The sequence below is a fragment of the Mesorhizobium sp. M0062 genome (genome assembly GCF_040323125.1).
Taxonomy (GTDB): domain Bacteria; phylum Pseudomonadota; class Alphaproteobacteria; order Rhizobiales; family Rhizobiaceae; genus Mesorhizobium.
Genome location: NZ_JAMYUO010000035.1, coordinates 13,417 through 32,757, shown reverse-complemented (window position 1 = coordinate 32,757; position 19,341 = coordinate 13,417). Strand labels below are relative to the sequence as shown.

Here is a 19,341-nt window from a genome sequence, read left to right as displayed (position 1 = left end):
CACTTCCAGGAGCACAGCACCACCCCTGCCATACGACGCTGATCCTTGGTTCAGCCGACGGCCTGACGCCATCAACCCGCAAGGGGTCGGACTGCGCGAAGCGTGCCGCCGCTCCGGCTTCGCCTTCGCGGTGATTGCGGTCTTCGCCTTCAGCCTCGCTGCCACCTCATGGTAGCCATCGTCATTTTCGTGCCGGCGATGGCACTCTCTCGTCGTTCCCACGGACGAGTATGACGGCGACGACACCGCCATCGTCGGCGAAATCGACCGTTCGCCCCAGGACGGGGCGAACATTGCCGCTGGCGAAACAGAGCTTTGGCATCTCGCCGGTGCTTTTCGTTGCTATGCTCTGCGCTGCGCCGAGGTGGTGGTGGAAGGCGCAATCGCCAGAGCTATTCTCTCGGAGAGACCACCATGATGATCCTCGGCATGTTCGTTTGTACCGCGGGCCATCGGCATCCTGTGCTGGTTGCTCTTCACCTTGCTATCTTCGTCCTTCCGTTGTTCGTCGGGGTCAGCGCAGGCACGTGGGCATTCAACACCGGTGCCGGCTGGCTTGACGCGATCCTCGTCGGAAGCCTCGCAGCCGGGTTGACGCTCGGCGTCGGCCAATCCTCCTTGGCGTTGTCAGCCCCATGTGGGCTAAGGTGGCGATCACGCTGGTCTTCATCGCGCCTGCGATCGTTACCGGCTGCCATGCCTCCCATGGCATCGCGAAGCACATAATGACTTCGGAAACCTGGCAGGTCGTCTTTTCCGTCATTGGCGCGACCGCCGTCGTCGGCGTCACGGCATATCTCCGGGTGGTGGGCATGACAGCCGCCGACGGATCCGGCAGGAACGTGGTTCGCGCCTAGACCCGCGCGGACGAGGCGGATGGACCAGACCGAGGAAGGCCTAGCCACCTCATTATCGGTGGCTGGAGCAATCGGGTTCCAGGGCAGAATCGAGCAACGGCCACGTGCCGGCGCGGCCCCGTCTATGGCCTTGGACTTTCTTCAGTCGATGCCCATGGCAGACCGACCAGTCGGTAGCAGGACGGCAGCGGGCGGTCGCGGCGGCGTTGCAGGTGCGCGGAATCTGTGCCTGGAATGCGAGGGCGATGCGGTGAAGCCTGTAGCGAAGTGCAGGAGGCGCGTTGCATGCCAACGTCTCCGTTGCCAATCTGTCCCAAGAGCGCTCCAAACGGCCTCTTCAATGGGCTGATCTGGCCGAAGGACGGCTGAAGCCTCGACCGCCTGAGCCGCAACGGCGCGTCTCGACTTTCTTCCCCTGCCGGCGCCCACCCCATGCCGCAAGCGCATGGGGACCCCGAGCGCCGCCATTCCTCGCGAGACAAGAAAGCCGTTCCTGCGCCGTCCTCCGCTTTGCTCCGGTCGCAAGCGATGCGTCGTCGGTCGCCTCGGGCCAAGTGATCGCCATCGAGGCCGCATGGTGCGGGCTCGGAACAGAAAACGGAGACTTACAATGGCTACCATCGGCACCTTCAAGAAGTCCGCCTCGAACGAATTCACCGGTGAAATCGTCACCCTCAGCGTCCAGGCCAAGAACGTGCGCATCGTCCCAGACACCCGCGCCACTGGCGAGAACGCTCCCAGCCACCGGGTGCTGGTCGGCCGCGCCGAGATCGGCGCCGCATGGTCGAAGACCTCCAACGAGGGCCGCGACTACCTGGGCCTCAAGCTCGACGATCCGAGCTTCAACGCCCCGATCTACGCCAACCTCTTCGACGACGAGGAAGGTGAGGGTTTCTCGCTCATCTGGTCCCGCCCGAACGCGCGGCGGGGTGACTGAGGACCCGCGCAGGCCCCGGCCGGAAGGCCGGGGCCTCTTCCGCGGACGGTCCGGTTCGGTTCACTCAAGCCGAGAGCGATGCCGAAGCCGCATCGCCTGATGCTGATCAACCGGCCTCCGTTGGCAGAATTGTTCTGTAAAATGCAGGCTTTCACTCTGGGAATCGAGGCAAGCGATGATCGAGCCGTTTGGCGAAACCGCGCCGACCAGTGACGAACTCACCGAATACGATCGGGAACACGTCAAGCTCTATATGCGCCTGCTTGACGCCGCCGATGACGGCGCGGACTGGCGCGAGGTGGTCGAAATTCTCTTCGGCATTGATCTGACGAAGGAGCCGCAACGCGCCCGGCGCATCCATGACAGCCATCTGGCGCGAGCGCGCTGGATGGCGCGTGCAGGCTACCGTCATCTCTTGCGTCGGCCCGGCAACTAGCACCACAGCGCCTGCGGTTCCCGGGTGATGCCGGAGCGGCATCACCCGATGCCCGGCGAGGGTCTTCCGCCAATCGCTACAACCCGGAATCGTTTGCAGGCGGGGTCTATGCGTTGTTTGCGAGGAGCTCTTGGATGAGGCCGGATACGTCGCATTGGCGAGACAATGACAGCTATGATTATTTCGATACGTTGCCCATCGAGGGGCTCGCCTGGGAGTGTCTGCGGCGTCACGAACCCTATCAACGGCACTACCAAGCGCTCCTGACCACAAGAGCCGAAAAAGCACCCTTCCAGCCTGAGACACAGCGGCTGTGGGGGTTACGATTTCCCGGCCAGGCCGGATTTGTCCGCCTTGGCGCAAGACATTCTCTGGTCGCCTGACATCGATCCAGCTGTGGTTTCTCTCGTGCCGGCGCCGGAATTCCTGTCTTCCTTGCGATCGGCGCCGTTGACCGCCCTGGGCGTGCTCCGCGACAGCCCGGAAGGACGTCACACTGTCCACAGTGCAGGTGTCGCGACCCAACTTCTCCTTCTGCCCGGCAGTGACCCGCACGGCGACCTGGCGGCGCTGATCCCATTGGATGCAGAAACGTTGGGACGGATCGAAGCACTCACCCGATTCTGGCGCTCCTTGCAGGGGCGCCCCACACATTCGGACACCCGTATGACAGTACAGCAGCGCCGCCGGTTTCGTCTGATGATGCAGGCCGCAGACGCCCGTGCCAACGGCGCGAGCTACCGCGACATTGGCGTCGCCCTATACGGGTCTGAGCGCGTCGCCGCTGATCCCTGGAAGACCTCCGCGCTGCGCGATGCGGTGATCGGTCTCGTCGAAGGCGCCACCGCCATGATCGGCGGCGGCTATTTGCAAATCCTGCGTCATCGCCGCCGATCCTAGCGGGGTCTGGCCGCGCAAAAGGGGTGGAGTTTTAACCCCCCTCAATTTCCCCATCCCTGACGAAGCTTACTCTCCGCCACCGTGGTCTCCGTCTACCGCTGAACGCCAGCGGCTGCCCAAAACCCACGGAGGTTCGACCCATGCGACCCGATATCGCCGTTTTGCCGCCGCGCTTCCTGCGCACCAAGGAAGCTGCGGATTTCCTCAGCCTGTCCGCCCGCACGCTCGAAAAGCACCGGACCTATGGCACTGGTCCTTCCTACCGAAAGCTCGGCGGCCGCGTCGTCTATGCCGTCGACGACCTTCAGGCCTGGGCCGAACGCGGCGCCGTCACCTCGACATCCGATCCGCGTGGGTCGGTCCTGCCGGCCAAGCGTCATACACCGACGCCGCCGGCGCATGGCGGACGATACGCACGCTGACCGCGCGCGGATTTCCAGATGGTGGCGCGAAACCAATCCCTTTCGGAGCGCGGGCAACTCGACCTGTTCCAGGCGCTGCCTGGCGACTTCGCCCCACGAGACGCGCAGGATCTCATGGCCTATCCGTTCTTCTCCCTTTCCAAGACCCATCGAGCCGCGCCAATCGACTTCACGGCCGGCAACGTCACGATCCGGGTCGAAGCCGTACCCGATCATGGGATGGCGACCATCTGGGACGCCGACATCCTGATCTGGGCCGCAAGCCAGATCGTCGAGGCGCGCGACGCCGGCCTTCGCACCTCGCGGTTGATGGCCGCCACGCCCTATGAGATCCTCATGTTCGTGGGCCGGGGCAAGAGCCTGCGCGACTATCAGCGCTTGAAGGCGGGGCTTGACCGGCTGCAGTCGACCACCGTCTCGACGACGATTCGTCAGCCCGCCGAAGGCCGGCGTCACCGCTTCTCATGGATCAATGAGTGGCAGGAGCGCATCGATCGCCATGGCAAACCCGCGGGGATCGAGTTGATCGTCCCCGACTGGTTCTACCAGGCAGTCCTCGATGACGCGCTCGTGCTGACGATCGATCGCGCCTATTTCGACCTGACTGGCGGGCTGGAGCGCTGGCTCTATCGGCTGGTGCGCAAGCATGGCGGACGCCAGCGCGATGGCTGGCGCTTCGACTTCCGCCACCTTCACCAAAAATCCGGCAGCCTGTCGCCCTACAAGCGCTTTGCCTTCGAGTTGCGCGACATCATCCGCCGCCAGCCGCTGCCCGGCTACACGCTCTTCCTCGAAGTGGAGCTGGGCGGCCGGGTTCTGCTTGCCTTCGAGCGGATCGGCTCCTGTGGAAGGCCTGTGGACGGCCTCGTGCTATCGGGAACCGGACCTATCGTGCCATCGGGAACCGCAGGCTCGTGCTATCAGGAACCGAAACGGGGCCTAACCCTAGGAAAGCAAAGCCGAAATCGTGCCCTTAACTTAGACTCTAACCCAGATTCTAACTTTGAAGAGCGCGCGCGCAATGTGCAGAGGCTGATCCGCCGAACCAGCGACGCACTCGGGATAGAGACCGACAAGACCTCCAATGCGCCATCGGTTTCTGGCGGTCGCATCACGGCAACCAGCGCTTCCGAAGGTCCGACTCCGCCGCTTGATCCGCGCTCGGGAGCCACCCGATGAGCGCCGCACCCCTCAATCAAAAGAGCCGTGTTGGCAATGCAACTTTGACGCTGCATCTCGCCCGTGAATTGACCTCCAAGGGAAATAAGTTCGCGACCTTCGTCGTGCGCCCGACCACCGAGCTGACGGCTCAGGAGCGCGACCGCATCGCCGCTCTCCAGCACGACATCATCGTCGCCGACACGCTGCGGGCGAGGCTCGCGCGCGAATTTCCCACCACATCAGGAGAACCGAAATGATTGGCATCGCGGCTCCCCGCATGCGCGACGCGTTCCCGGCCACGCACCACGCTCGCGACGATCTCGTCCATGTCGAACTGACCTGGGTCGAGAAGAGACAGGAGAACTGGATCCGTTTCGGCACGCACGCCCGCGAACAGATCGTTGATCGTCGCCGGCGCATCCTGTCCTTTCGCCCCGGCACGGTCTTCGCATTCGTGCGCTGGGCCGCGAACGACTTCGGAACGATCTTCTCACGCATCGATATCGTCCGTGCGGTCGCGTCTGGCGAAGCCTATCAGACGCTGCCCTTCGTGCGACCCGGCGGCGACATCCTGCTGAAGGTCGAGAGCTGGCCCAAGGTCGAACGCGTGCTGCAGGCGATTGACGCCATCCAGCGCCTCGGCATCGAGCCTGAGTTGGTGTCGCCTGATCATTGGCGGCACATCCACAACCGGAAAACCGCCGGCCATGCGCCGCGCAGCTACACACTCGACCAACATCGTGCCTTCCTGCTGCGCAAGAGGACTGAGCCGTGACGCGCGCCGGGATCATCTTAGCCAGCGTTATCGCAACCATGGGCGTCGGTTATCCCGGCCTCACTTCCATGCCCGCGAAGCTCATCTGGAATGCGTCAGCCAGCGCACCGATCGGCTTCTACACGATCGACTTCGACGGACCCTTCGAGGTCACCGATCTTGTGGCCGTCGACGCGCCCGAGCCGCTCGCGGCGTTCCTCGCCGATCGCGGCTATCTGCCGAGGGGCGTGCCACTCCTGAAGCGCATCCTTGGCGTATCGGGGCAACGGGTCTGTCGCTCGAACCTCACCATCACGGTCGATGGAAACGAGGCGGGGATGGCGTTGACGCGTGACCGGGCCGGTCGTGACCTGCCGGTCTGGCAGGGTTGCCGCCGCATCGCGAGCGGCGAAGTCTTCCTGATGAACCGGCATGTCCGCGACAGCTTCGACGGCCGCTACTTCGGCCTCCTCTCCACCAGACGGATCATCGGCCGCGCCGTTCCGCTGTGGACAGACGAGGACGGCAACGGCCGCTTCGAATGGCGCGCGCCAACGCGGTGAGCGCGCGACCAACGGCGCGCGTCGTGGCGCCAGTCTTCATCACCGCACAACTGAAAACAGGAGCCAGACATGCAACAGATCGGGGAATTCACGCGCCAGAAGACTGGCTATGGCGGGCGCATCCACACGCTCAGTCTCAACCTGGATATCGCCATTGTGGCGGCAGAGGCGAGCGAAACGGAGAATGCGCCTGACTACCGCGTTCACGCCGCAAGCGAGGACGGCCCCGAGATCGGCGCCGGCTGGAAACGCTCCAGCGAAAAGGCCGGAGACTATGTCTCGATCCAGCTCGACGACCCGACCTTCGCGCAGCCAATACGCGCGAACCTCTTTCGCAATGGAGACGACAAGACGTCCTGGTCGCTGCACTGGGCGCGGCCGCGCGACCGCAGCGAGAAGGATTGAACGATGCGCGCTCGCCGTCCGTCGACGAGCCATCGCGGTGCGCCCGGGCCGCTTCGCGCTGCCTGGCGCATGGCTCTGCTCCTCCTTTGCGGCCTGTCCGTCGCGACCGTCATGCCGGCGGCAGTGGCGCAGGACCTGGCCGTTGCCCGGTCTTCTCAACGCGATCCGTTCGGCGCGCATATCGCAGAAGCCTCGCACCGCTTCGGCGTCCCGACCGCGCTGATCCGCGCCATCATGCGCAAGGAGAGTGCGGGCGATATGCGCGCCGTGTCCAGCGCAGGCGCCCGCGGCTTGATGCAGATCATGCCCGGAACATGGGACTATCTGCGCGCCCGCTGGTCGCTTGGCCGCGATCCATTCGATCCCCGGGACAACATCCTGGCTGGAACGGCGTACCTGCGCGAACTGCACGATCGCTTCGGCTCTCCGGGATTTCTGGCCGCCTACAATGCGGGACCTGCACGCTACCAGGCCTACCTCACTGGGCGTCCGTTACCGGCCGAGACCCGCGCCTATGTCGCCGCATTTGCGCCCCTGATCGGTGAAAGCGAGGGTATGCGCCCTTTCGCCGTTACGTCTGTCGAGGCCATTCCCTGGAAGCGCGGCTCGCTGTTCGTCGGTCAGCCGGATCGCAAACAAGCTGTCGCTCGGGTGCCAACCGAGCGACCACCAAATGACGCGAGCTCTGCGCCCACCGTGCGCGATGTGTCCGCCATCGTGCCGCTGTCCGAAGGCCTCTTCGTGGCGCGAGCGGGCGAAGGGATACAGCCATGAGCGCACATGGGCGTCTTCGCGCAACCGCAAGCTCCAGCGCACCATGGCGTGGGTGGAGGCGGAAGGTGGGCAGAACAACCGGAAGATGGCGAGATAAAAGGCCGCGAGGTGCGGCGTCGATCGGTTTTGCTGTTTCAATAGGTTATGCAGGATTTCCGCGAGGTGCGAAGGTTTCGCGCGCCTCGCCGGAACACCGTTTCACCTGTGATTTCGGTGCCTTGAGACGATGTGCGGATCTTCACGATGACTGACGAGGATGGTTTCCGCATCCGGCCCGGCCGCATCCGCTCGCCCAGTGCCCAGCGCGCCAGACCCTTCATCGCGCAGGCGCTTGCCGCCGCCCAGAAGGCCGGCGCCCGCATCTCTCGCTCCGGCCGGATCAGCCCGGGCAATCGCTCGACCTTCGGGCGTGGCCGCTCGGCGAGCGTGCGCGCCAATCGTCTCCTCACCGGCCGCTCGCGCGCCGTGATCATCAAGACACGGCTGGTGCGCCATCACGCGCGCGCCGCGCCGCTTGCCGCCCATTTCACCTATCTGCGCCGCGAGGGCGTCACCCGTGACGGGGAGAAGGCCAGGCTGTTCGGGCCGCAGACCGGGGAGGTGGATGGCGGTGCTTTTGCCGAGCGGTGCGGCGATGATCGGCACCACTTCCGCTTCATCGTCTCGCCGGAAGATGCCGCCGACATGGCGGACCTCAAATCCTTCGCCCGCGATCTGATGGGGCAGATGGAAAAGGACCTCGGCACGAAACTGGATTGGGCTGGCGTTGATCACTGGAACACTGACAACCCGCACCTTCACATCATCCTGCGCGGCCAGACTGATGACGGGCAGGATCTCGTGATCTCGCGCGATTACATCAAGGAGGGGATGCGCGCCCGCGCCGCTGACCTCGTCACCCAGGAGCTCGGCCTACGCACCGATCTCGACATCCGCCGCAATCTGCAGCGTCAGGTCGAGGCCGAACGTTGGACCCAGCTTGACCGGCAGCTTGTTCGCGACGGCGGCGACACAGGCGTTGTCGATCTTGGGTCCCCGGCGAACGCTCAGCCCGATGAGTTACACGTGCTGAAGGTCGGGCGGGTGCGCAAGCTCGAAACCCTTGGCCTTGCCGAACAGGTCGGCCCGGGCCAATGGATGATCGACGACAAGGCCGAGGCAACGCTGCGCGAGCTTGGCGAGCGCGGTGACATCATCAAGCGGATGCACCGCGCCCTGACAGAGCAGGGCATCGAGCGCGGCTCGGCGACCTATGTGCTGGCGGCGGAGCGCCTCGACACGCCGATCGTCGGTCGGCTGGTCGACCGCGGTCTCGATGACGAGTTGAAGGGCAGTGCCTACGCCGTGGTCGATGGCACCGACGGCCGCACCCATCATATCAAGCTGTCCGATCTCGATGCCGCCGGCGACAGCGCTCCGGGTTCCATCGTTGAGCTGCGCAAGTTCCATGACGCGCAGGGACATGGGCGCGCAGCACTCGCTGTCCGTTCCGATCTCGATATTGAGCGGCAGGTCACCGCCGCCGGCGCGACCTGGCTTGACCGCCAGAACATCGCCCGCGAACCGACTGCGTTGTCGGAAGGCGGCTTCGGCGCCGAGGTGCGGCAGGCGATGCAGCGCCGCGCCGACCATCTGGTCGAACGGGGCCTCGGCGAGCGGCATGGCCAACGCACAACCTTCACCCGCAGCCTCATCGACACGCTGCGTCGCCGCGAACTGGAGACGCTCGGCGAAAAGCTCTCGGCCGAAACCGGCCAGCCCTTCAACCGCGCCCGCGGCGGCGAATATGTCACCGGTTCCTACCGGCAGCGCTTCACGCTCGCGTCGGGCCGCTTCGCCGCGATCGATGACGGCCTCGGGTTCCAACTGGTGCCCTGGACGCCGTCCCTCGAAAAACATCTTGGCCGCCACGTCTCGGGCACCGCTCGCGATGATGGCGGCATCGACTGGAGCTTCGGCCGCAAGCGAGGCCTCGGCCTCTAACCTCATGTTGAAGAAAGGACCGCTTCTATGTCCGCCACCAAGATTCTCTGGGGCCAGATCCTCGCGGTCTTGATGATCGTGCTGATCACCACCTGGAGCGCGACGCAATGGGTGGCCTGGCGCCTGGCATTCCAGCCCGAGCTCGGCAGGCCCTGGTTCCATGTCCTGGGCTTTCCGTTTTACCTTCCGCCGTCCTTCTTCTGGTGGTGGTATGGCTTCGATGCCTACGCGCCGTCGATCTTCGTGGAGGGAGCCTTTATCGCTGCTTCCGGCGGTTTCGCCTGCGTCGCCGTCGCTATCGGCATGTCGGTCTGGCGGGCTCGCGAGGCCAAGAAGGTCGAGACCTACGGCTCCGCCCGCTGGGCCGACAAGCAGGAGGTCAAGGCAACTGGCCTTCTCGGCTCCGATGGAGTGGTGCTCGGCCGGTTTGACGGCGCCTATCTGCGCCACGACGGACCGGAGCATGTGCTGTGCTTCGCGCCCACACGTTCCGGCAAGGGTGTAGGCCTCGTCGTCCCGTCACTGCTGACCTGGCCGAGCTCCGCCGTCGTTCACGATATCAAGGGAGAGAATTGGCAGCTCACCGCGGGCTTCCGTGCCAGGCATGGCCGTGTCCTGCTGTTCGATCCGACCAATCCGAAATCCTCATCCTACAACCCGCTGCTCGAGGTGCGGCGCGGCGAATGGGAGGTCCGCGATGTTCAAAACATCGCCGACATTCTGGTCGATCCGGAAGGCTCGCTCGAGCGGCGGAACCATTGGGAGAAAACCAGCCATGCCCTGCTGGTGGGCGCGATCCTGCACGTCCTCTACGCCGAGAGGGACAAGACGCTTGCCGGCGTCGCCGGTTTCCTTTCCGATCCAAAGCGTCCGATTGAATCGACGCTGTCTGCGATGATGAAAACGGCGCATCTGGGTGAAGCCGGTCCGCACCCGGTCATCGCCAGCGCCGCGCGGGAGCTGTTGAACAAATCAGACAACGAGCGCTCTGGCGTCCTCTCCACCGCCATGTCTTTCCTTGGCCTCTATCGCGATCCTGTCGTGGCCGAGGTCACGCGCCGCTGCGACTGGCGCATTAGCGACCTTATCGACGAGCATCCGACGACACTCTACCTCGTCGTGCCGCCGTCCGACATCAACCGGACCAAGCCGCTCATTCGCCTGATCCTCAATCAGATCGGCCGCCGCTTGACCGAAGATCTGCAGGTGAGGGCGAAAGGGCAACGGCTGCTCCTGATGCTAGACGAGTTCCCGGCGCTTGGCCGCCTCGATTTCTTCGAGTCGGCGCTCGCCTTCATGGCCGGCTACGGCCTGAAAAGCTTCCTCATCGCTCAATCGCTCAACCAGATCGAGCGGGCGTACGGCGCCAACAACTCGATCCTCGACAACTGCCACGTCCGGGTAAGCTTTGCGACCAATGATGAGCGCACCGCCAAGCGGGTGTCCGATGCGCTGGGAACAGCGACCGAGATGAGGGCCATGAGGAACTATGCCGGCCACCGGCTGTCGCCGTGGCTCGGTCATCTCATGGTCTCCCGCTCCGAGACGGCTCGCCCGCTGCTCACGCCGGGTGAAGTCATGCAGCTGCCGGCGACCGACGAGATTGTCATGGTCGCGGGTGCTCCGCCGATCCGGGCCAAAAAGGCGCGCTATCATGAGGATGCTCGCCTCCGGGAGCGTATCCTGCCGCCGCCGGTGCTGGCAGCGGCGGCGGAGGGGAGGCCCGACGACTGGACCAGACTGCCTCTGCCTTCCCGTCCGCAGATTGCCGAAGCCATGTCGGCGCCGTTGGCCACGGATGACGACACAACTGATTCCGAGCGTCGTCGGCAACCCGAGCTCAGTCGCGTCGAGCAGGTCGTGAAGCCTTCGACCGGGAATGAATTCGAGATCGACCTGGACGATGTAGAGGACGAGGTTGCCCGCAACCGTCGACTGACGCGCCTGATGCAAGGCGTTGCGCGGCAGGCGTCGCTCGACCCCGGCGACGGCGTGGATATGTGAGGCTGCCATGGTAAAGCCACCTCGCAAGCAACGCCTGTCCGTCTATCTCGATCCGAAGGTCATGAGCAGGCTGGCCGAACATGCGGCGCGCCGTGATCTTTCACGGTCGCTCGTCGCGGAGGCGGCCATCGAGTCGTTTCTCTCACCCGATGCCGCCGAGCGGCAGGAGGCGGCGATCACCAAGCGGCTTGACCAGCTCGATCGCCGTATGACACGCCAGGAGCGCGATGTCGCGATTGCCGTGGAGACGCTCGCAGTTTTCGTCCGCTTCTGGCTGGCGACGACGCCGTCTTTGCCCGAGCCCGCGGCGCAGGCCGCCCACGCCAAGGCTGGCGAGCGCTATGATGCCTTCGTCACCGCGCTCGGCCGGCGCCTGGCGAGAGGTCCAAAGCTCCGACAGGAGATCTCCGAGGATATCGATGGCGGCGTGGACGCAAACCAGCCCGGCAGGCCCGTGGGATAAATGGGCGGGCGGACCGCGATTTTGCAAACCTCGATCAGGATTTTTCGTTGAGAATTATAGTCTGTATGCTATAAGGCAAGGAAGAATGAAAAACCAAAAGCCCGCAGTATGGATGGGGTCGTCGAAGGATGATCTGCGCGAGTTTCCGGTCGATGTTCGCCGGTTGATGGGTGTCGCAATCAACGACGCCCAGAATGGCGAGGAGCACCCGGCTGTCAAAGCCCTGAAAGGGTTTGGGGGCCGCAGCATCCTCGAGGTGGTCGACGATTTCGACGGAGATACCTACCGCGCCGTCTACACCGTCCGCTTCGCTGGTATGATCTATGTCCTTCATTGCTTCCAGAAGAAGTCGAAGAAGGGCAGGGAGACGCCCAAGCAAGAAATCGATCTCGTGACAGTGCGATTGAAGGCGGCCGAGGCGCATTACCGCGAAAACTATGGGAAAGGAACAAAGTCATGACAGAAGACATCACCGCCGAAGTGAGCAGCGGAAACGTGTTTGCGGACCTCGGCTTTGACAATCCCGAAGAGGAATTGCTCAAGGCCAAGCTGGCCCGCGAGATCCGCGCCATTATCAAGCGCCGGCGCCTGACCCAGGCGAAGTCGGCTGAACTGCTCGGAATGAAGCAGCCGGACGTCTCCGCGATCGTCACCGGACGAACGGGGAAGTTTTCAATAGACAGGCTGGTTAGGTGTCTGGACCGGCTCGACTACAAGGTCGACGTGGTGGTTCGCCACAAGCCTCGACGGTCAACTCGTGCTGAGGCCGCTTGAACAGACGGCTTTGCCGAAGAGCCCACAATTGATTTCTATCCCACCGACGTTCTTGCAGCATAGTGGGTCGGCCCGCCTCGGCCATTCTTTGCTGGTCTGCGGTCAATCACCGTGAACAAGGCAAGGCGGATAACCCGTTGTTATGCGAGCCTGTGCCGCCGCATTACACCCCATTCGTGCCAGATCAGCACCATGACGACCGCGTCGAAGACGGTCAGCACGAGTAGGCCCGGAGAGTAGGTGTAGGAATAGCGGTAGACTTGATAGATCATGAACGCTCCCAGCGCCGCGAGCGAAGCCGGATACGACCACAGCTTGTCTCGCAAAAGCCCAACGACCAGGAGCAGCTTTATCAGGCCGTGGCTAAGGAGGTAGAAGGCGTAGAACTCCTTGCTGGCGATCGAAAAATGGCGTGCCATCTGCGACAGATAGCCAGCTATGAAATCATTCGGATCTTCGATCAATTCGTCTTGGGTGAAGGCATTGACCCACGAGGCAATGGTGTTTGTGCTGACGAGATAAAGCAGGACCCCGCCAAGGCATTCGATCAGGGCGTGCGCACCCTTGAGCCAGACGCTGACTTCAAAAATCTGATGAATGCGACGTTCGTCGACAAAATTCACCTCGCGATCGACAACAACGGAAGCAAGCAAGAATGGATGCAACTCTCACCCATTGGATCAACGCGGTAGCCGGGCTTCACCCGGTGCTTGATAGGGCAATGATCGGCGTCTCACAAATAGGCGTTCCGGTCATGGTGCTGGCTGTGGTTCTGCAGTGGTGGGTGAAAGTCGACCGCTATCACGTTCGACACGCGGCCTTGTCGACCGGTCTGGCGTTCCTGCTGGGTCTCGCGATCAACCAGCTCATTCTTCTGTTCGTGCATCGGGTACGCCCTACGATGCCGGAGTCACGCATCTGTTGATTGCGCCCAGCGCCGATTGGTCGTTCCCGTCAGACCACGCGACTGCAAGCTTTGCGATCGTTGCAGCCTTCGCGATGCAAGCTCTGCCGCGCCGGGCGCTGGCATTCATCATTATGGCATTCCTGATTTGCTGGTCGAGAATCTATATCGGCACCCACTATGTCACCGACGTGATCGGCGGTGCCATCACTGGGGTCCTTGGGGCCATTGTGGTGCGATTGGCTTACCGCGAGAACTCCCGGTTGGACAAACTGGTGACCAACATTTTTTAGATCGACGGGAGGAGCTTCCCTTCCTCCAGAGGCGCAAGCCTGAAGCGCCTCCTGACCTCCAATGGTGTCGCTTGGTCAGCCAGGGCAGCAATGCAGACACGTAACTGGCAGGCGGATTGGCGCGGCTTGGCGGATCCCCATGGCGGGTTCCGAGCCGAAGCTTTGTCCCAATCTGGAGAGCTTGGCAGGAAAGGAGGGACCGGCAGTGGATTACCTGGATGCTGGAACCGAGCAGAAGAATTGCCCAGAGCTAAGTGACGCCTAAGAGATTTGAGGCGAGATCGTCAATGCTGGTCGCCGGACATCCCGCCGACCGCCTGTATTTGCACGCTACGCCACTACGCCTCGACATAGGTGTTGAAACCACTCGAGATGTGGCTCTCTTAATCATCCCCGTCCAGGGGCCGCCCATGTTCCCCCGGATCGAAACGGGGACAGGATGGCAGCTTCGCCTCACAATTCAGAAGGTCTGGCGCGCGGCGCACGCATGTTGCGCACAGCGCTTGGACCCGCGATCGCGCGCTATCTCGACGATGCGGGCATCGTCGAAGTGATGCTCAACCCCGATGGGCGTTTGTGGATCGATCGCCTGTCCGAGGGACTATCCGACACTGGAGAGCGTCTGTCGGCGGCGGACGGCGAACGTATCGTTCGGCTCGTCGCTCATCATGTCGGTGCCGAAGTCCATGCCGGCGCGCCACGCGTCTCGGCCGAGCTGCCCGAGACGGGGGAGCGGTTCGAGGGGCTTCTTCCTCCCGTCGTCGCGGCGCCCGCCTTCGCGATCCGCAAGCCCGCCGTCGCCATCTTCACCCTTGAGGACTATGTCGCGGCGGGGATCATGTCGGCGCAGCAGGCGGACGCGCTGCGCCAGGGCGTTGCCAACCGGGCGAACATTCTCGTCGCTGGCGGCACATCCACGGGCAAGACCACGCTGATCAACGCGCTGCTCGCTGAAGTGGCCAAGACCGCCGATCGCGTCGTCATCATCGAGGATACGCGCGAACTGCAATGCGCCGCGCCAAATCTCGTGGCGATGCGCACGAAAGACGGCGTCGCGTCACTCTCCGATCTCGTTCGCTCATCGCTGCGCCTGCGCCCCGACCGCATTCCGGTCGGCGAGGTGCGCGGGTCCGAGGCGCTCGAGCTGCTCAAGGCCTGGGGCACCGGCCACCCCGGTGGCCTCGGCACGATCCACGCCGGCAGCGCCACCGGCGCGCTCCGACGCATGGAGCAACTCATCCAGGAAGCCGTCGTCACGGTCCCGCGCGCTTTGATCGCGGAGACGATCGACCTGATTGCCGTCCTTTCCGGCCGCGGTTCCGCGCGCCGGCTGTCCGAACTCGCCCGTGTCGATGGCCTGCGCCCGGACGGCGATTACCAGGTCGCGCCAGCCGTCCTCGCGAGCGGCGACAGCCCGACCTTGCACATCCAAAGCCCTGAAGGAGAAAATCCGTGATCCAACGCCTGCGCCTCGCTCGCCATCCTCTCGCCATGACAGTTTTCGTTCCCACGCTCATCCTGGGGATGGCCGCGCCCGCTTTTGCCTCCGGCTCGTCGATGCCGTGGGAACAACCGCTGCAACAGATCCTCCAGTCGATCGAGGGCCCGGTCGCCAAGATCATGGCGGTGATCATCATCATCGTCACGGGCCTGACACTCGCCTTCGGCGACACGTCGGGCGGCTTCCGCCGGCTCATCCAGATCGTGTTCGGCCTGTCCATCGCTTTCGCGGCGTCGAGCTTCTTCCTGTCGTTCTTCTCGTTCGGCGGCGGAGCGCTGGTCTGATGGCGGGTTCGGTCGAACAGAGCGGGTCAATGCCGGACTACGCAGTGCCGGGTTATGCGGTCCTCGTGCACCGGGCGCTGACCGAGCCGATCCTGCTCGGTGGCGCCCCGCGCGCCATTGCCATCATGAACGGGACGCTTGCGGGCGCCGTGGGGCTGGGGCTGCGTCTGTGGCTCGTCGGCATCGTCATCTGGGCGATCGGCCATGTTGCCGCCGTCTGGGCCGCCAAGCGCGATCCGCTCTTCGTCGACGTCGTTCGCCGGCATCTGCGCATCCCCGCGCGTCTCACGGCCTAAGCGAGGTCGCGCCGATGATGAACCTTGCCGAATATCGTAACCGTAGCAGCCGGCTCGCCGACTTCCTGCCCTGGGTGGCATTGGTCGGCGCCGGCGTCGTCCTCAACAAGGACGGCAGCTTCCAGCGCACCGCGCGCTTTCGCGGTCCCGATCTCGACAGCGCCGTTCCGGCCGAACTGGTTGCCGTCGCCGGCCGCCTCAACAATGCCTTCCGCCGTCTCGGCTCCGGTTGGGCGATCTTCGTCGAGGCGCAGCGCCATGCCTCGACCCGTTATCCCGACAGCAGCTTTCCGGATGCGGCCTCGACGCTGGTCGACGCGGAGCGCAAGGCGGGCTTCGAGGAGGCTGGCGCGCATTTCGAGTCCAGCTACTTCCTGACGCTCACCTATCTCGCGCCCGCCGAAGATACTGCGCGAGCGGAAAGCTGGCTCTACGAAGGCCGCGAGAAGAGGGGCCTCGACCCCAATGCGGTGCTGACCGGGTTCACTGACCGCAGCGACCGCGTCCTGCGCCTTGTCGAAGCCTTCATGCCGGAGTGCCGCTGGCTCGATGACGCCGAGACGCTCACCTATCTGCATGGCTGCGTCTCGGCCAATCGCCACCGTGTCCGCGTGCCCGAAACGCCGATGTATCTCGATGCCATGCTGGCCGATCAGCCGCTGACCGGCGGGCTCGAGCCCCGGCTTGGAGCGTCGCATCTGCGCATTCTCACGGTCACGGGGTTCCCGACCGCGACCACGCCGGGTCTGCTCGACGAACTGAACCGGCTGGCCTTTCCGTATCGCTGGTCGACACGCGCGATCCTGCTCGACAAGACCGATGCCACCAGGCTGCTGACAAAGATCCGCCGTCAATGGTTCGCCAAGCGCAAGTCGGTCGCGGCGATCCTCAAGGAGGTGATGACCAACGAGGCGTCCGTCCTCGTCGACACCGACGCCGCAAACAAGGCCGCCGACGCCGACATGGCGCTGCAGGAGCTCGGCGCCGACTATGCCGGCATGGCCTATGTCACCGCGACGGTGACGGTGTGGGACGATGATCCCCACGCCGCCGACGAAAAACTGCGCCGGGTCGAAAAGGTCATCCAGGGCCGCGATTTCACAGCGATCATCGAAACCATCAACGCCGTTGACGCCTGGCTCGGCAGCCTGCCGGGTCACGTCTACGCCAACGTCCGTCAACCTCCCATCTCCACGCTTAATCTCGCCCACATCATTCCGCTTTCCGCGGTGTGGGCGGGCGAGGTGCGGGACGAGCATTTTGCAGCGCCCCCTCTGCTCTTCGGCAAGACCGAAGGCTCGACCCCGTTCCGGCTTTCGCTTCACGTCGGCGACGTCGGCCACACGCTGATCGTCGGCCCGACCGGCGCGGGCAAGTCCGTGCTGCTGGCACTGATGGCGCTGCAGTTCCGCCGCTATGCAGGGTCCCAGGTATACGCCTTCGATTTCGGCGGCTCGATCCGCGCGGCGGCACTCGCCATGGGCGGCGACTGGCATGATCTCGGCGGCGATCTCAGTGATGGGGCGATCGACAGCGTCAGCCTTCAGCCGTTCGCCCGCATTCATCATGTCCCCGAGCGCGCCTGGGCCGCCGACTGGATCGTGTCGATCCTGACGCGGGAGAACGTGGCGATGACGCCTGAGGTCAAGGAGCATATCTGGACGGCGTTGAGCTCCCTGGCGTCCGCGCCTGTCGAGGAGCGCACCATCACCGGTCTGGTCGTCCTGCTGCAATCAAATGATCTCAAGCAGGCGCTGCGCCCCTATTGCGTTGGGGGTCCCTACGGCCGCCTGCTCGATGCCGAGCGCGAGCAACTCGGATCGGCGTCGGTCCAGGCATTCGAAACCGAAGGGCTGATCGGAACGGGTGCTGCGCCCGCGGTCCTGTCCTATCTCTTCCATCGCATCGAGGACCGGCTCGATGGCTCGCCAACCCTCCTCATCATCGACGAAGGCTGGCTTGCGCTGGACGATGAGGGCTTTGCCGGCCAGCTCCGCGAATGGCTGAAGACGCTGCGCAAGAAGAACTCCAGCGTCATCTTCGCCACGCAGTCGCTCAGCGACATTGACGGCTCGGCAATCGCGCCCGCGATCATCGAGAGCTGCCAGACCCGTCTTCTGCTGCCGAACGAGCGCGCCATCGAGCCGCAGATCACGGCGATCTATCGTCGCTTCGGCCTCAACGATCGGCAGATCGAGATCATCGCGCGGGCGATGCCGAAGCGCGACTATTACTGCCAGTCCCGACGCGGCAACCGGCTGTTCGAGCTCGGTCTGTCGGATGTGGGGCTCGCGCTCTGCGCTGTGTCCTCGAAGACCGACCAGGCCGCGATCGCACGCATCTTCGCCGAGCACGGCCGCGACGGATTCCTCGCAGCCTGGCTTAGCCATCGTGGCGTCGGCTGGGCCGCTGAACTTGTTCCCGCCCTAACCAGCCCCGCCCTCACCAACAAGGAGAAGTCCCCATGAAACTGCGCCGTTCCCTTGGCATGCGGTTCGCCGCCGCACTGCTTGTCGCACCCGCCGCATTCTCGCCCTTCCTGGCGACGCCGGCACACGCCATCATCGTTTTCGATCCCTCGAACTATTCGCAAAACGTCCTGACGGCAGCGCGCTCGCTCGAACAGATCACCAACCAGATCACCTCGCTCCAGAACCAGGCGCAGATGCTCATCAACCAGGCGCGCAATCTCGCAAGCCTGCCGTTCTCCTCGCTGGAACAGCTTCAGCAGTCCGTGCAGCGTACGCAGCAACTGCTCAGTCAGGCGCAGAACGTTGCCTATGACGTGCGGCAGATCGATCAGGCCTTCCAGCAGAAATACGGCAACGTCTCGCTATCGGCTTCGGATCAGCAACTCGTCGCCGACGCGCGCTCGCGCTGGGGCAACACGGTTGGTGGCCTTCAGGATGCCATGCGTGTGCAGGCGGGCGTCGTCGGCAACATTGACACCAATCGCAGTGAGATGTCGGCACTGGTCGGCCAAAGCCAGGGTGCGACGGGCGCGCTTCAGGCAACACAGGCCGGCAACCAGCTCCTCGGGCTTCAGGCGCAGCAGCTTGCCGATCTCACCGCTGTCGTCGCCGCGAATGGTCGGGCGCAAGCGTTGCAATCGGCCGAGCAGGCCACCGCCGCCGACCAGGGCCGGGAGCAGCGCCGCCGCTTCCTGACGCAGGGCTCGGGCTACCAACCCGGCAGTGCGCAGATGTTCTATGGCAAGAACTGAGGCCGGAGCGATGGATGGCAAGATCCTCGCTCGTGTCAGTGCGGTCGTCTTCATCGCGGTCGCTTTGACAGTGACCGCGATCGAGATGAGCAGCAAGGACGATGAGCCTGACGCCCTTGGGACACGGGACCGTTCCACCGCGTCACAAGACCTGCTCGCGTTCGAATTGCGCCGCTGTTCCGGGATCGGCGAGGCCGGTCCTCGCGATCCCGGTTGTCTGAAAGCCTGGGCAGAGAGCCGGCGCCGGTTTCTCCGTCAACGTGACTCGGCAACCGCGCCTGCGCCGGTAGCGCCGACAACGCTGTTTCCGAATGTGCCCGCGTCAGGCGACCGGCAAGAAGGGGAGGGGACGGATGTGACCGCTCCCGCGATGCAGGTCGAGCCGCCTCGGCCGGAGCCGCGCTGAC

The 19,341-nt window shown here is 64.2% G+C and carries 26 protein-coding genes; 25 read left to right on the top strand and 1 reads right to left on the bottom strand.

Features of this window, described 5'->3' with window-relative positions; translation table 11 throughout:
- Positions 1-647: 647 nt before the first annotated feature.
- The 17 genes from NKJ64_RS27990 (at position 648) to NKJ64_RS27910 (ending at position 12,433) form a co-directional block, all read left to right on the top strand.
- Complete coding sequence (locus NKJ64_RS27990; RefSeq protein WP_352463688.1) at positions 648-857, top strand: hypothetical protein; 210 nt, start codon at positions 648-650, stop codon at positions 855-857.
- A gap of 610 nt (positions 858-1,467) precedes the next feature.
- Positions 1,468-1,794, top strand: a complete 327-nt coding sequence (locus NKJ64_RS27985) for a DUF736 domain-containing protein (RefSeq protein ID WP_023731557.1) — start codon at positions 1,468-1,470, stop codon at positions 1,792-1,794.
- Between the two features lie 175 nt (positions 1,795-1,969).
- Entirely contained in the window at positions 1,970-2,230 is a 261-nt protein-coding gene (locus tag NKJ64_RS27980; protein ID WP_352463687.1) for a DNA -binding domain-containing protein, read from the top strand.
- 134 nt (positions 2,231-2,364) lie between these two features.
- Complete coding sequence (locus tag NKJ64_RS27975) at positions 2,365-2,613, top strand: transcriptional regulator domain-containing protein (protein ID WP_352463686.1); 249 nt, start codon at positions 2,365-2,367, stop codon at positions 2,611-2,613.
- Positions 2,585-3,130: a DUF2285 domain-containing protein gene (locus NKJ64_RS27970; RefSeq protein WP_352463685.1), complete on the top strand. Its 546-nt coding sequence runs from the start codon at positions 2,585-2,587 to the stop codon at positions 3,128-3,130. Before NKJ64_RS27975 ends, NKJ64_RS27970 begins: the two co-directional genes overlap by 29 nt.
- Positions 3,131-3,270: 140 nt before the next feature.
- Positions 3,271-3,552: a helix-turn-helix transcriptional regulator gene (locus NKJ64_RS27965; protein WP_023808373.1), complete on the top strand. Its 282-nt coding sequence runs from the start codon at positions 3,271-3,273 to the stop codon at positions 3,550-3,552.
- Between the two features lie 18 nt (positions 3,553-3,570).
- Entirely contained in the window at positions 3,571-4,731 is a 1,161-nt protein-coding gene (locus NKJ64_RS27960) for a replication initiator protein A (RefSeq protein WP_352463684.1), read from the top strand.
- The gene (locus NKJ64_RS27955; protein WP_023715501.1) at positions 4,728-4,970 is read left to right on the top strand and encodes a hypothetical protein; all 243 of its coding nucleotides are present in this window, start codon (positions 4,728-4,730) and stop codon (positions 4,968-4,970) included. Before NKJ64_RS27960 ends, NKJ64_RS27955 begins: the two co-directional genes overlap by 4 nt.
- The gene (locus NKJ64_RS27950) at positions 4,967-5,488 is read left to right on the top strand and encodes a DUF2840 domain-containing protein (RefSeq protein ID WP_352463683.1); all 522 of its coding nucleotides are present in this window, start codon (positions 4,967-4,969) and stop codon (positions 5,486-5,488) included. The genes NKJ64_RS27955 and NKJ64_RS27950 overlap by 4 nt, the downstream gene beginning before the upstream one ends.
- Positions 5,485-6,030, top strand: coding sequence for a S26 family signal peptidase (locus NKJ64_RS27945; protein ID WP_023715503.1), 546 nt, complete (start codon positions 5,485-5,487; stop codon positions 6,028-6,030). The genes NKJ64_RS27950 and NKJ64_RS27945 overlap by 4 nt, the downstream gene beginning before the upstream one ends.
- A gap of 69 nt (positions 6,031-6,099) precedes the next feature.
- Positions 6,100-6,435: a DUF736 domain-containing protein gene (locus NKJ64_RS27940; protein WP_352463682.1), complete on the top strand. Its 336-nt coding sequence runs from the start codon at positions 6,100-6,102 to the stop codon at positions 6,433-6,435.
- A gap of 3 nt (positions 6,436-6,438) precedes the next feature.
- Positions 6,439-7,209: a lytic transglycosylase domain-containing protein gene (locus NKJ64_RS27935; protein ID WP_031214327.1), complete on the top strand. Its 771-nt coding sequence runs from the start codon at positions 6,439-6,441 to the stop codon at positions 7,207-7,209.
- Positions 7,210-7,452: 243 nt separating this feature from the next.
- A complete protein-coding gene (locus NKJ64_RS27930; protein WP_352463681.1) occupies positions 7,453-9,192 on the top strand; it encodes a relaxase/mobilization nuclease domain-containing protein in 1,740 nt (579 codons plus the stop codon).
- Positions 9,193-9,219: 27 nt separating this feature from the next.
- Complete coding sequence (locus NKJ64_RS27925) at positions 9,220-11,196, top strand: conjugal transfer protein TraG (protein ID WP_352463680.1); 1,977 nt, start codon at positions 9,220-9,222, stop codon at positions 11,194-11,196.
- A gap of 7 nt (positions 11,197-11,203) precedes the next feature.
- On the top strand, positions 11,204-11,659 hold the full coding sequence (locus NKJ64_RS27920) for a ribbon-helix-helix protein, CopG family (RefSeq protein ID WP_352463679.1): 456 nt from the start codon (positions 11,204-11,206) through the stop codon (positions 11,657-11,659).
- Between the two features lie 112 nt (positions 11,660-11,771).
- Positions 11,772-12,119, top strand: a complete 348-nt coding sequence (locus NKJ64_RS27915; protein WP_502902893.1) for a type II toxin-antitoxin system RelE/ParE family toxin — start codon at positions 11,772-11,774, stop codon at positions 12,117-12,119.
- Positions 12,116-12,433 carry a helix-turn-helix domain-containing protein gene (locus NKJ64_RS27910; RefSeq protein ID WP_023707464.1) on the top strand — a complete coding sequence of 106 codons (318 nt, stop codon included), beginning with the start codon at positions 12,116-12,118 and terminating at the stop codon, positions 12,431-12,433. Before NKJ64_RS27915 ends, NKJ64_RS27910 begins: the two co-directional genes overlap by 4 nt.
- A 140-nt stretch (positions 12,434-12,573) precedes the next feature.
- On the opposite strand, the gene NKJ64_RS27905 is transcribed toward NKJ64_RS27910, so the two are convergent.
- Entirely contained in the window at positions 12,574-13,086 is a 513-nt protein-coding gene (locus NKJ64_RS27905; protein WP_352463677.1) for a DUF2127 domain-containing protein, read from the bottom strand.
- A 2-nt stretch (positions 13,087-13,088) separates the two neighbouring features.
- Here NKJ64_RS27905 and NKJ64_RS27900 point away from each other — a divergent pair, with 2 nt between their 5' ends.
- From NKJ64_RS27900 to trbK-alt, 8 genes are all read left to right on the top strand, one after another.
- Entirely contained in the window at positions 13,089-13,358 is a 270-nt protein-coding gene (locus NKJ64_RS27900; RefSeq protein ID WP_352463676.1) for a phosphatase PAP2 family protein, read from the top strand.
- Positions 13,355-13,630 carry a phosphatase PAP2 family protein gene (locus NKJ64_RS27895; protein ID WP_352463675.1) on the top strand — a complete coding sequence of 92 codons (276 nt, stop codon included), beginning with the start codon at positions 13,355-13,357 and terminating at the stop codon, positions 13,628-13,630. Before NKJ64_RS27900 ends, NKJ64_RS27895 begins: the two co-directional genes overlap by 4 nt.
- A 439-nt stretch (positions 13,631-14,069) precedes the next feature.
- Entirely contained in the window at positions 14,070-15,086 is a 1,017-nt protein-coding gene (trbB, locus tag NKJ64_RS27890) for a P-type conjugative transfer ATPase TrbB (protein WP_352463674.1), read from the top strand.
- Positions 15,087-15,121: 35 nt separating this feature from the next.
- Positions 15,122-15,415: a TrbC/VirB2 family type IV secretion system protein gene (locus NKJ64_RS27885; RefSeq protein ID WP_352463697.1), complete on the top strand. Its 294-nt coding sequence runs from the start codon at positions 15,122-15,124 to the stop codon at positions 15,413-15,415.
- Positions 15,415-15,711, top strand: coding sequence for a VirB3 family type IV secretion system protein (locus NKJ64_RS27880; protein ID WP_352463673.1), 297 nt, complete (start codon positions 15,415-15,417; stop codon positions 15,709-15,711). Before NKJ64_RS27885 ends, NKJ64_RS27880 begins: the two co-directional genes overlap by 1 nt.
- Positions 15,712-15,725: 14 nt before the next feature.
- Positions 15,726-18,179 carry a conjugal transfer protein TrbE gene (gene trbE, locus NKJ64_RS27875; RefSeq protein ID WP_352463672.1) on the top strand — a complete coding sequence of 818 codons (2,454 nt, stop codon included), beginning with the start codon at positions 15,726-15,728 and terminating at the stop codon, positions 18,177-18,179.
- A complete protein-coding gene (gene trbJ, locus NKJ64_RS27870) occupies positions 18,176-18,934 on the top strand; it encodes a P-type conjugative transfer protein TrbJ (protein ID WP_023825257.1) in 759 nt (252 codons plus the stop codon). Before trbE ends, trbJ begins: the two co-directional genes overlap by 4 nt.
- Before the next feature lie 10 nt (positions 18,935-18,944).
- Positions 18,945-19,340, top strand: a complete 396-nt coding sequence (trbK-alt, locus tag NKJ64_RS27865) for a putative entry exclusion protein TrbK-alt (protein WP_023731538.1) — start codon at positions 18,945-18,947, stop codon at positions 19,338-19,340.
- The last annotated feature ends 1 nt before the right edge of the window (position 19,341 follow it).

Bases quoted from the DNA above. Each gene is read 5' to 3' on its own strand.
- NKJ64_RS27985 (WP_023731557.1), top strand. From the start codon at position 1,468: ATGGCTACCATCGGCACCTTCAAGAAGTCCGCCTCGAACGAATTCACC.
- NKJ64_RS27980 (WP_352463687.1), top strand. From the start codon at position 1,970: ATGATCGAGCCGTTTGGCGAAACCGCGCCGACCAGTGACGAACTCACC.
- NKJ64_RS27975 (WP_352463686.1), top strand. From the start codon at position 2,365: ATGAGGCCGGATACGTCGCATTGGCGAGACAATGACAGCTATGATTAT.
- NKJ64_RS27965 (WP_023808373.1), top strand. From the start codon at position 3,271: ATGCGACCCGATATCGCCGTTTTGCCGCCGCGCTTCCTGCGCACCAAG.
- NKJ64_RS27960 (WP_352463684.1), top strand. From the start codon at position 3,571: ATGGTGGCGCGAAACCAATCCCTTTCGGAGCGCGGGCAACTCGACCTG.
- NKJ64_RS27955 (WP_023715501.1), top strand. From the start codon at position 4,728: ATGAGCGCCGCACCCCTCAATCAAAAGAGCCGTGTTGGCAATGCAACT.
- NKJ64_RS27950 (WP_352463683.1), top strand. From the start codon at position 4,967: ATGATTGGCATCGCGGCTCCCCGCATGCGCGACGCGTTCCCGGCCACG.
- NKJ64_RS27940 (WP_352463682.1), top strand. From the start codon at position 6,100: ATGCAACAGATCGGGGAATTCACGCGCCAGAAGACTGGCTATGGCGGG.
- NKJ64_RS27935 (WP_031214327.1), top strand. From the start codon at position 6,439: ATGCGCGCTCGCCGTCCGTCGACGAGCCATCGCGGTGCGCCCGGGCCG.
- NKJ64_RS27930 (WP_352463681.1), top strand. From the start codon at position 7,453: ATGACTGACGAGGATGGTTTCCGCATCCGGCCCGGCCGCATCCGCTCG.
- NKJ64_RS27925 (WP_352463680.1), top strand. From the start codon at position 9,220: ATGTCCGCCACCAAGATTCTCTGGGGCCAGATCCTCGCGGTCTTGATG.
- NKJ64_RS27920 (WP_352463679.1), top strand. From the start codon at position 11,204: ATGGTAAAGCCACCTCGCAAGCAACGCCTGTCCGTCTATCTCGATCCG.
- NKJ64_RS27915 (WP_502902893.1), top strand. From the start codon at position 11,772: ATGGGGTCGTCGAAGGATGATCTGCGCGAGTTTCCGGTCGATGTTCGC.
- NKJ64_RS27910 (WP_023707464.1), top strand. From the start codon at position 12,116: ATGACAGAAGACATCACCGCCGAAGTGAGCAGCGGAAACGTGTTTGCG.
- NKJ64_RS27900 (WP_352463676.1), top strand. From the start codon at position 13,089: ATGGATGCAACTCTCACCCATTGGATCAACGCGGTAGCCGGGCTTCAC.
- trbB (WP_352463674.1), top strand. From the start codon at position 14,070: ATGGCAGCTTCGCCTCACAATTCAGAAGGTCTGGCGCGCGGCGCACGC.
- NKJ64_RS27885 (WP_352463697.1), top strand. From the start codon at position 15,122: ATGACAGTTTTCGTTCCCACGCTCATCCTGGGGATGGCCGCGCCCGCT.
- NKJ64_RS27880 (WP_352463673.1), top strand. From the start codon at position 15,415: ATGGCGGGTTCGGTCGAACAGAGCGGGTCAATGCCGGACTACGCAGTG.
- trbE (WP_352463672.1), top strand. From the start codon at position 15,726: ATGATGAACCTTGCCGAATATCGTAACCGTAGCAGCCGGCTCGCCGAC.
- trbJ (WP_023825257.1), top strand. From the start codon at position 18,176: ATGAAACTGCGCCGTTCCCTTGGCATGCGGTTCGCCGCCGCACTGCTT.
- trbK-alt (WP_023731538.1), top strand. From the start codon at position 18,945: ATGGATGGCAAGATCCTCGCTCGTGTCAGTGCGGTCGTCTTCATCGCG.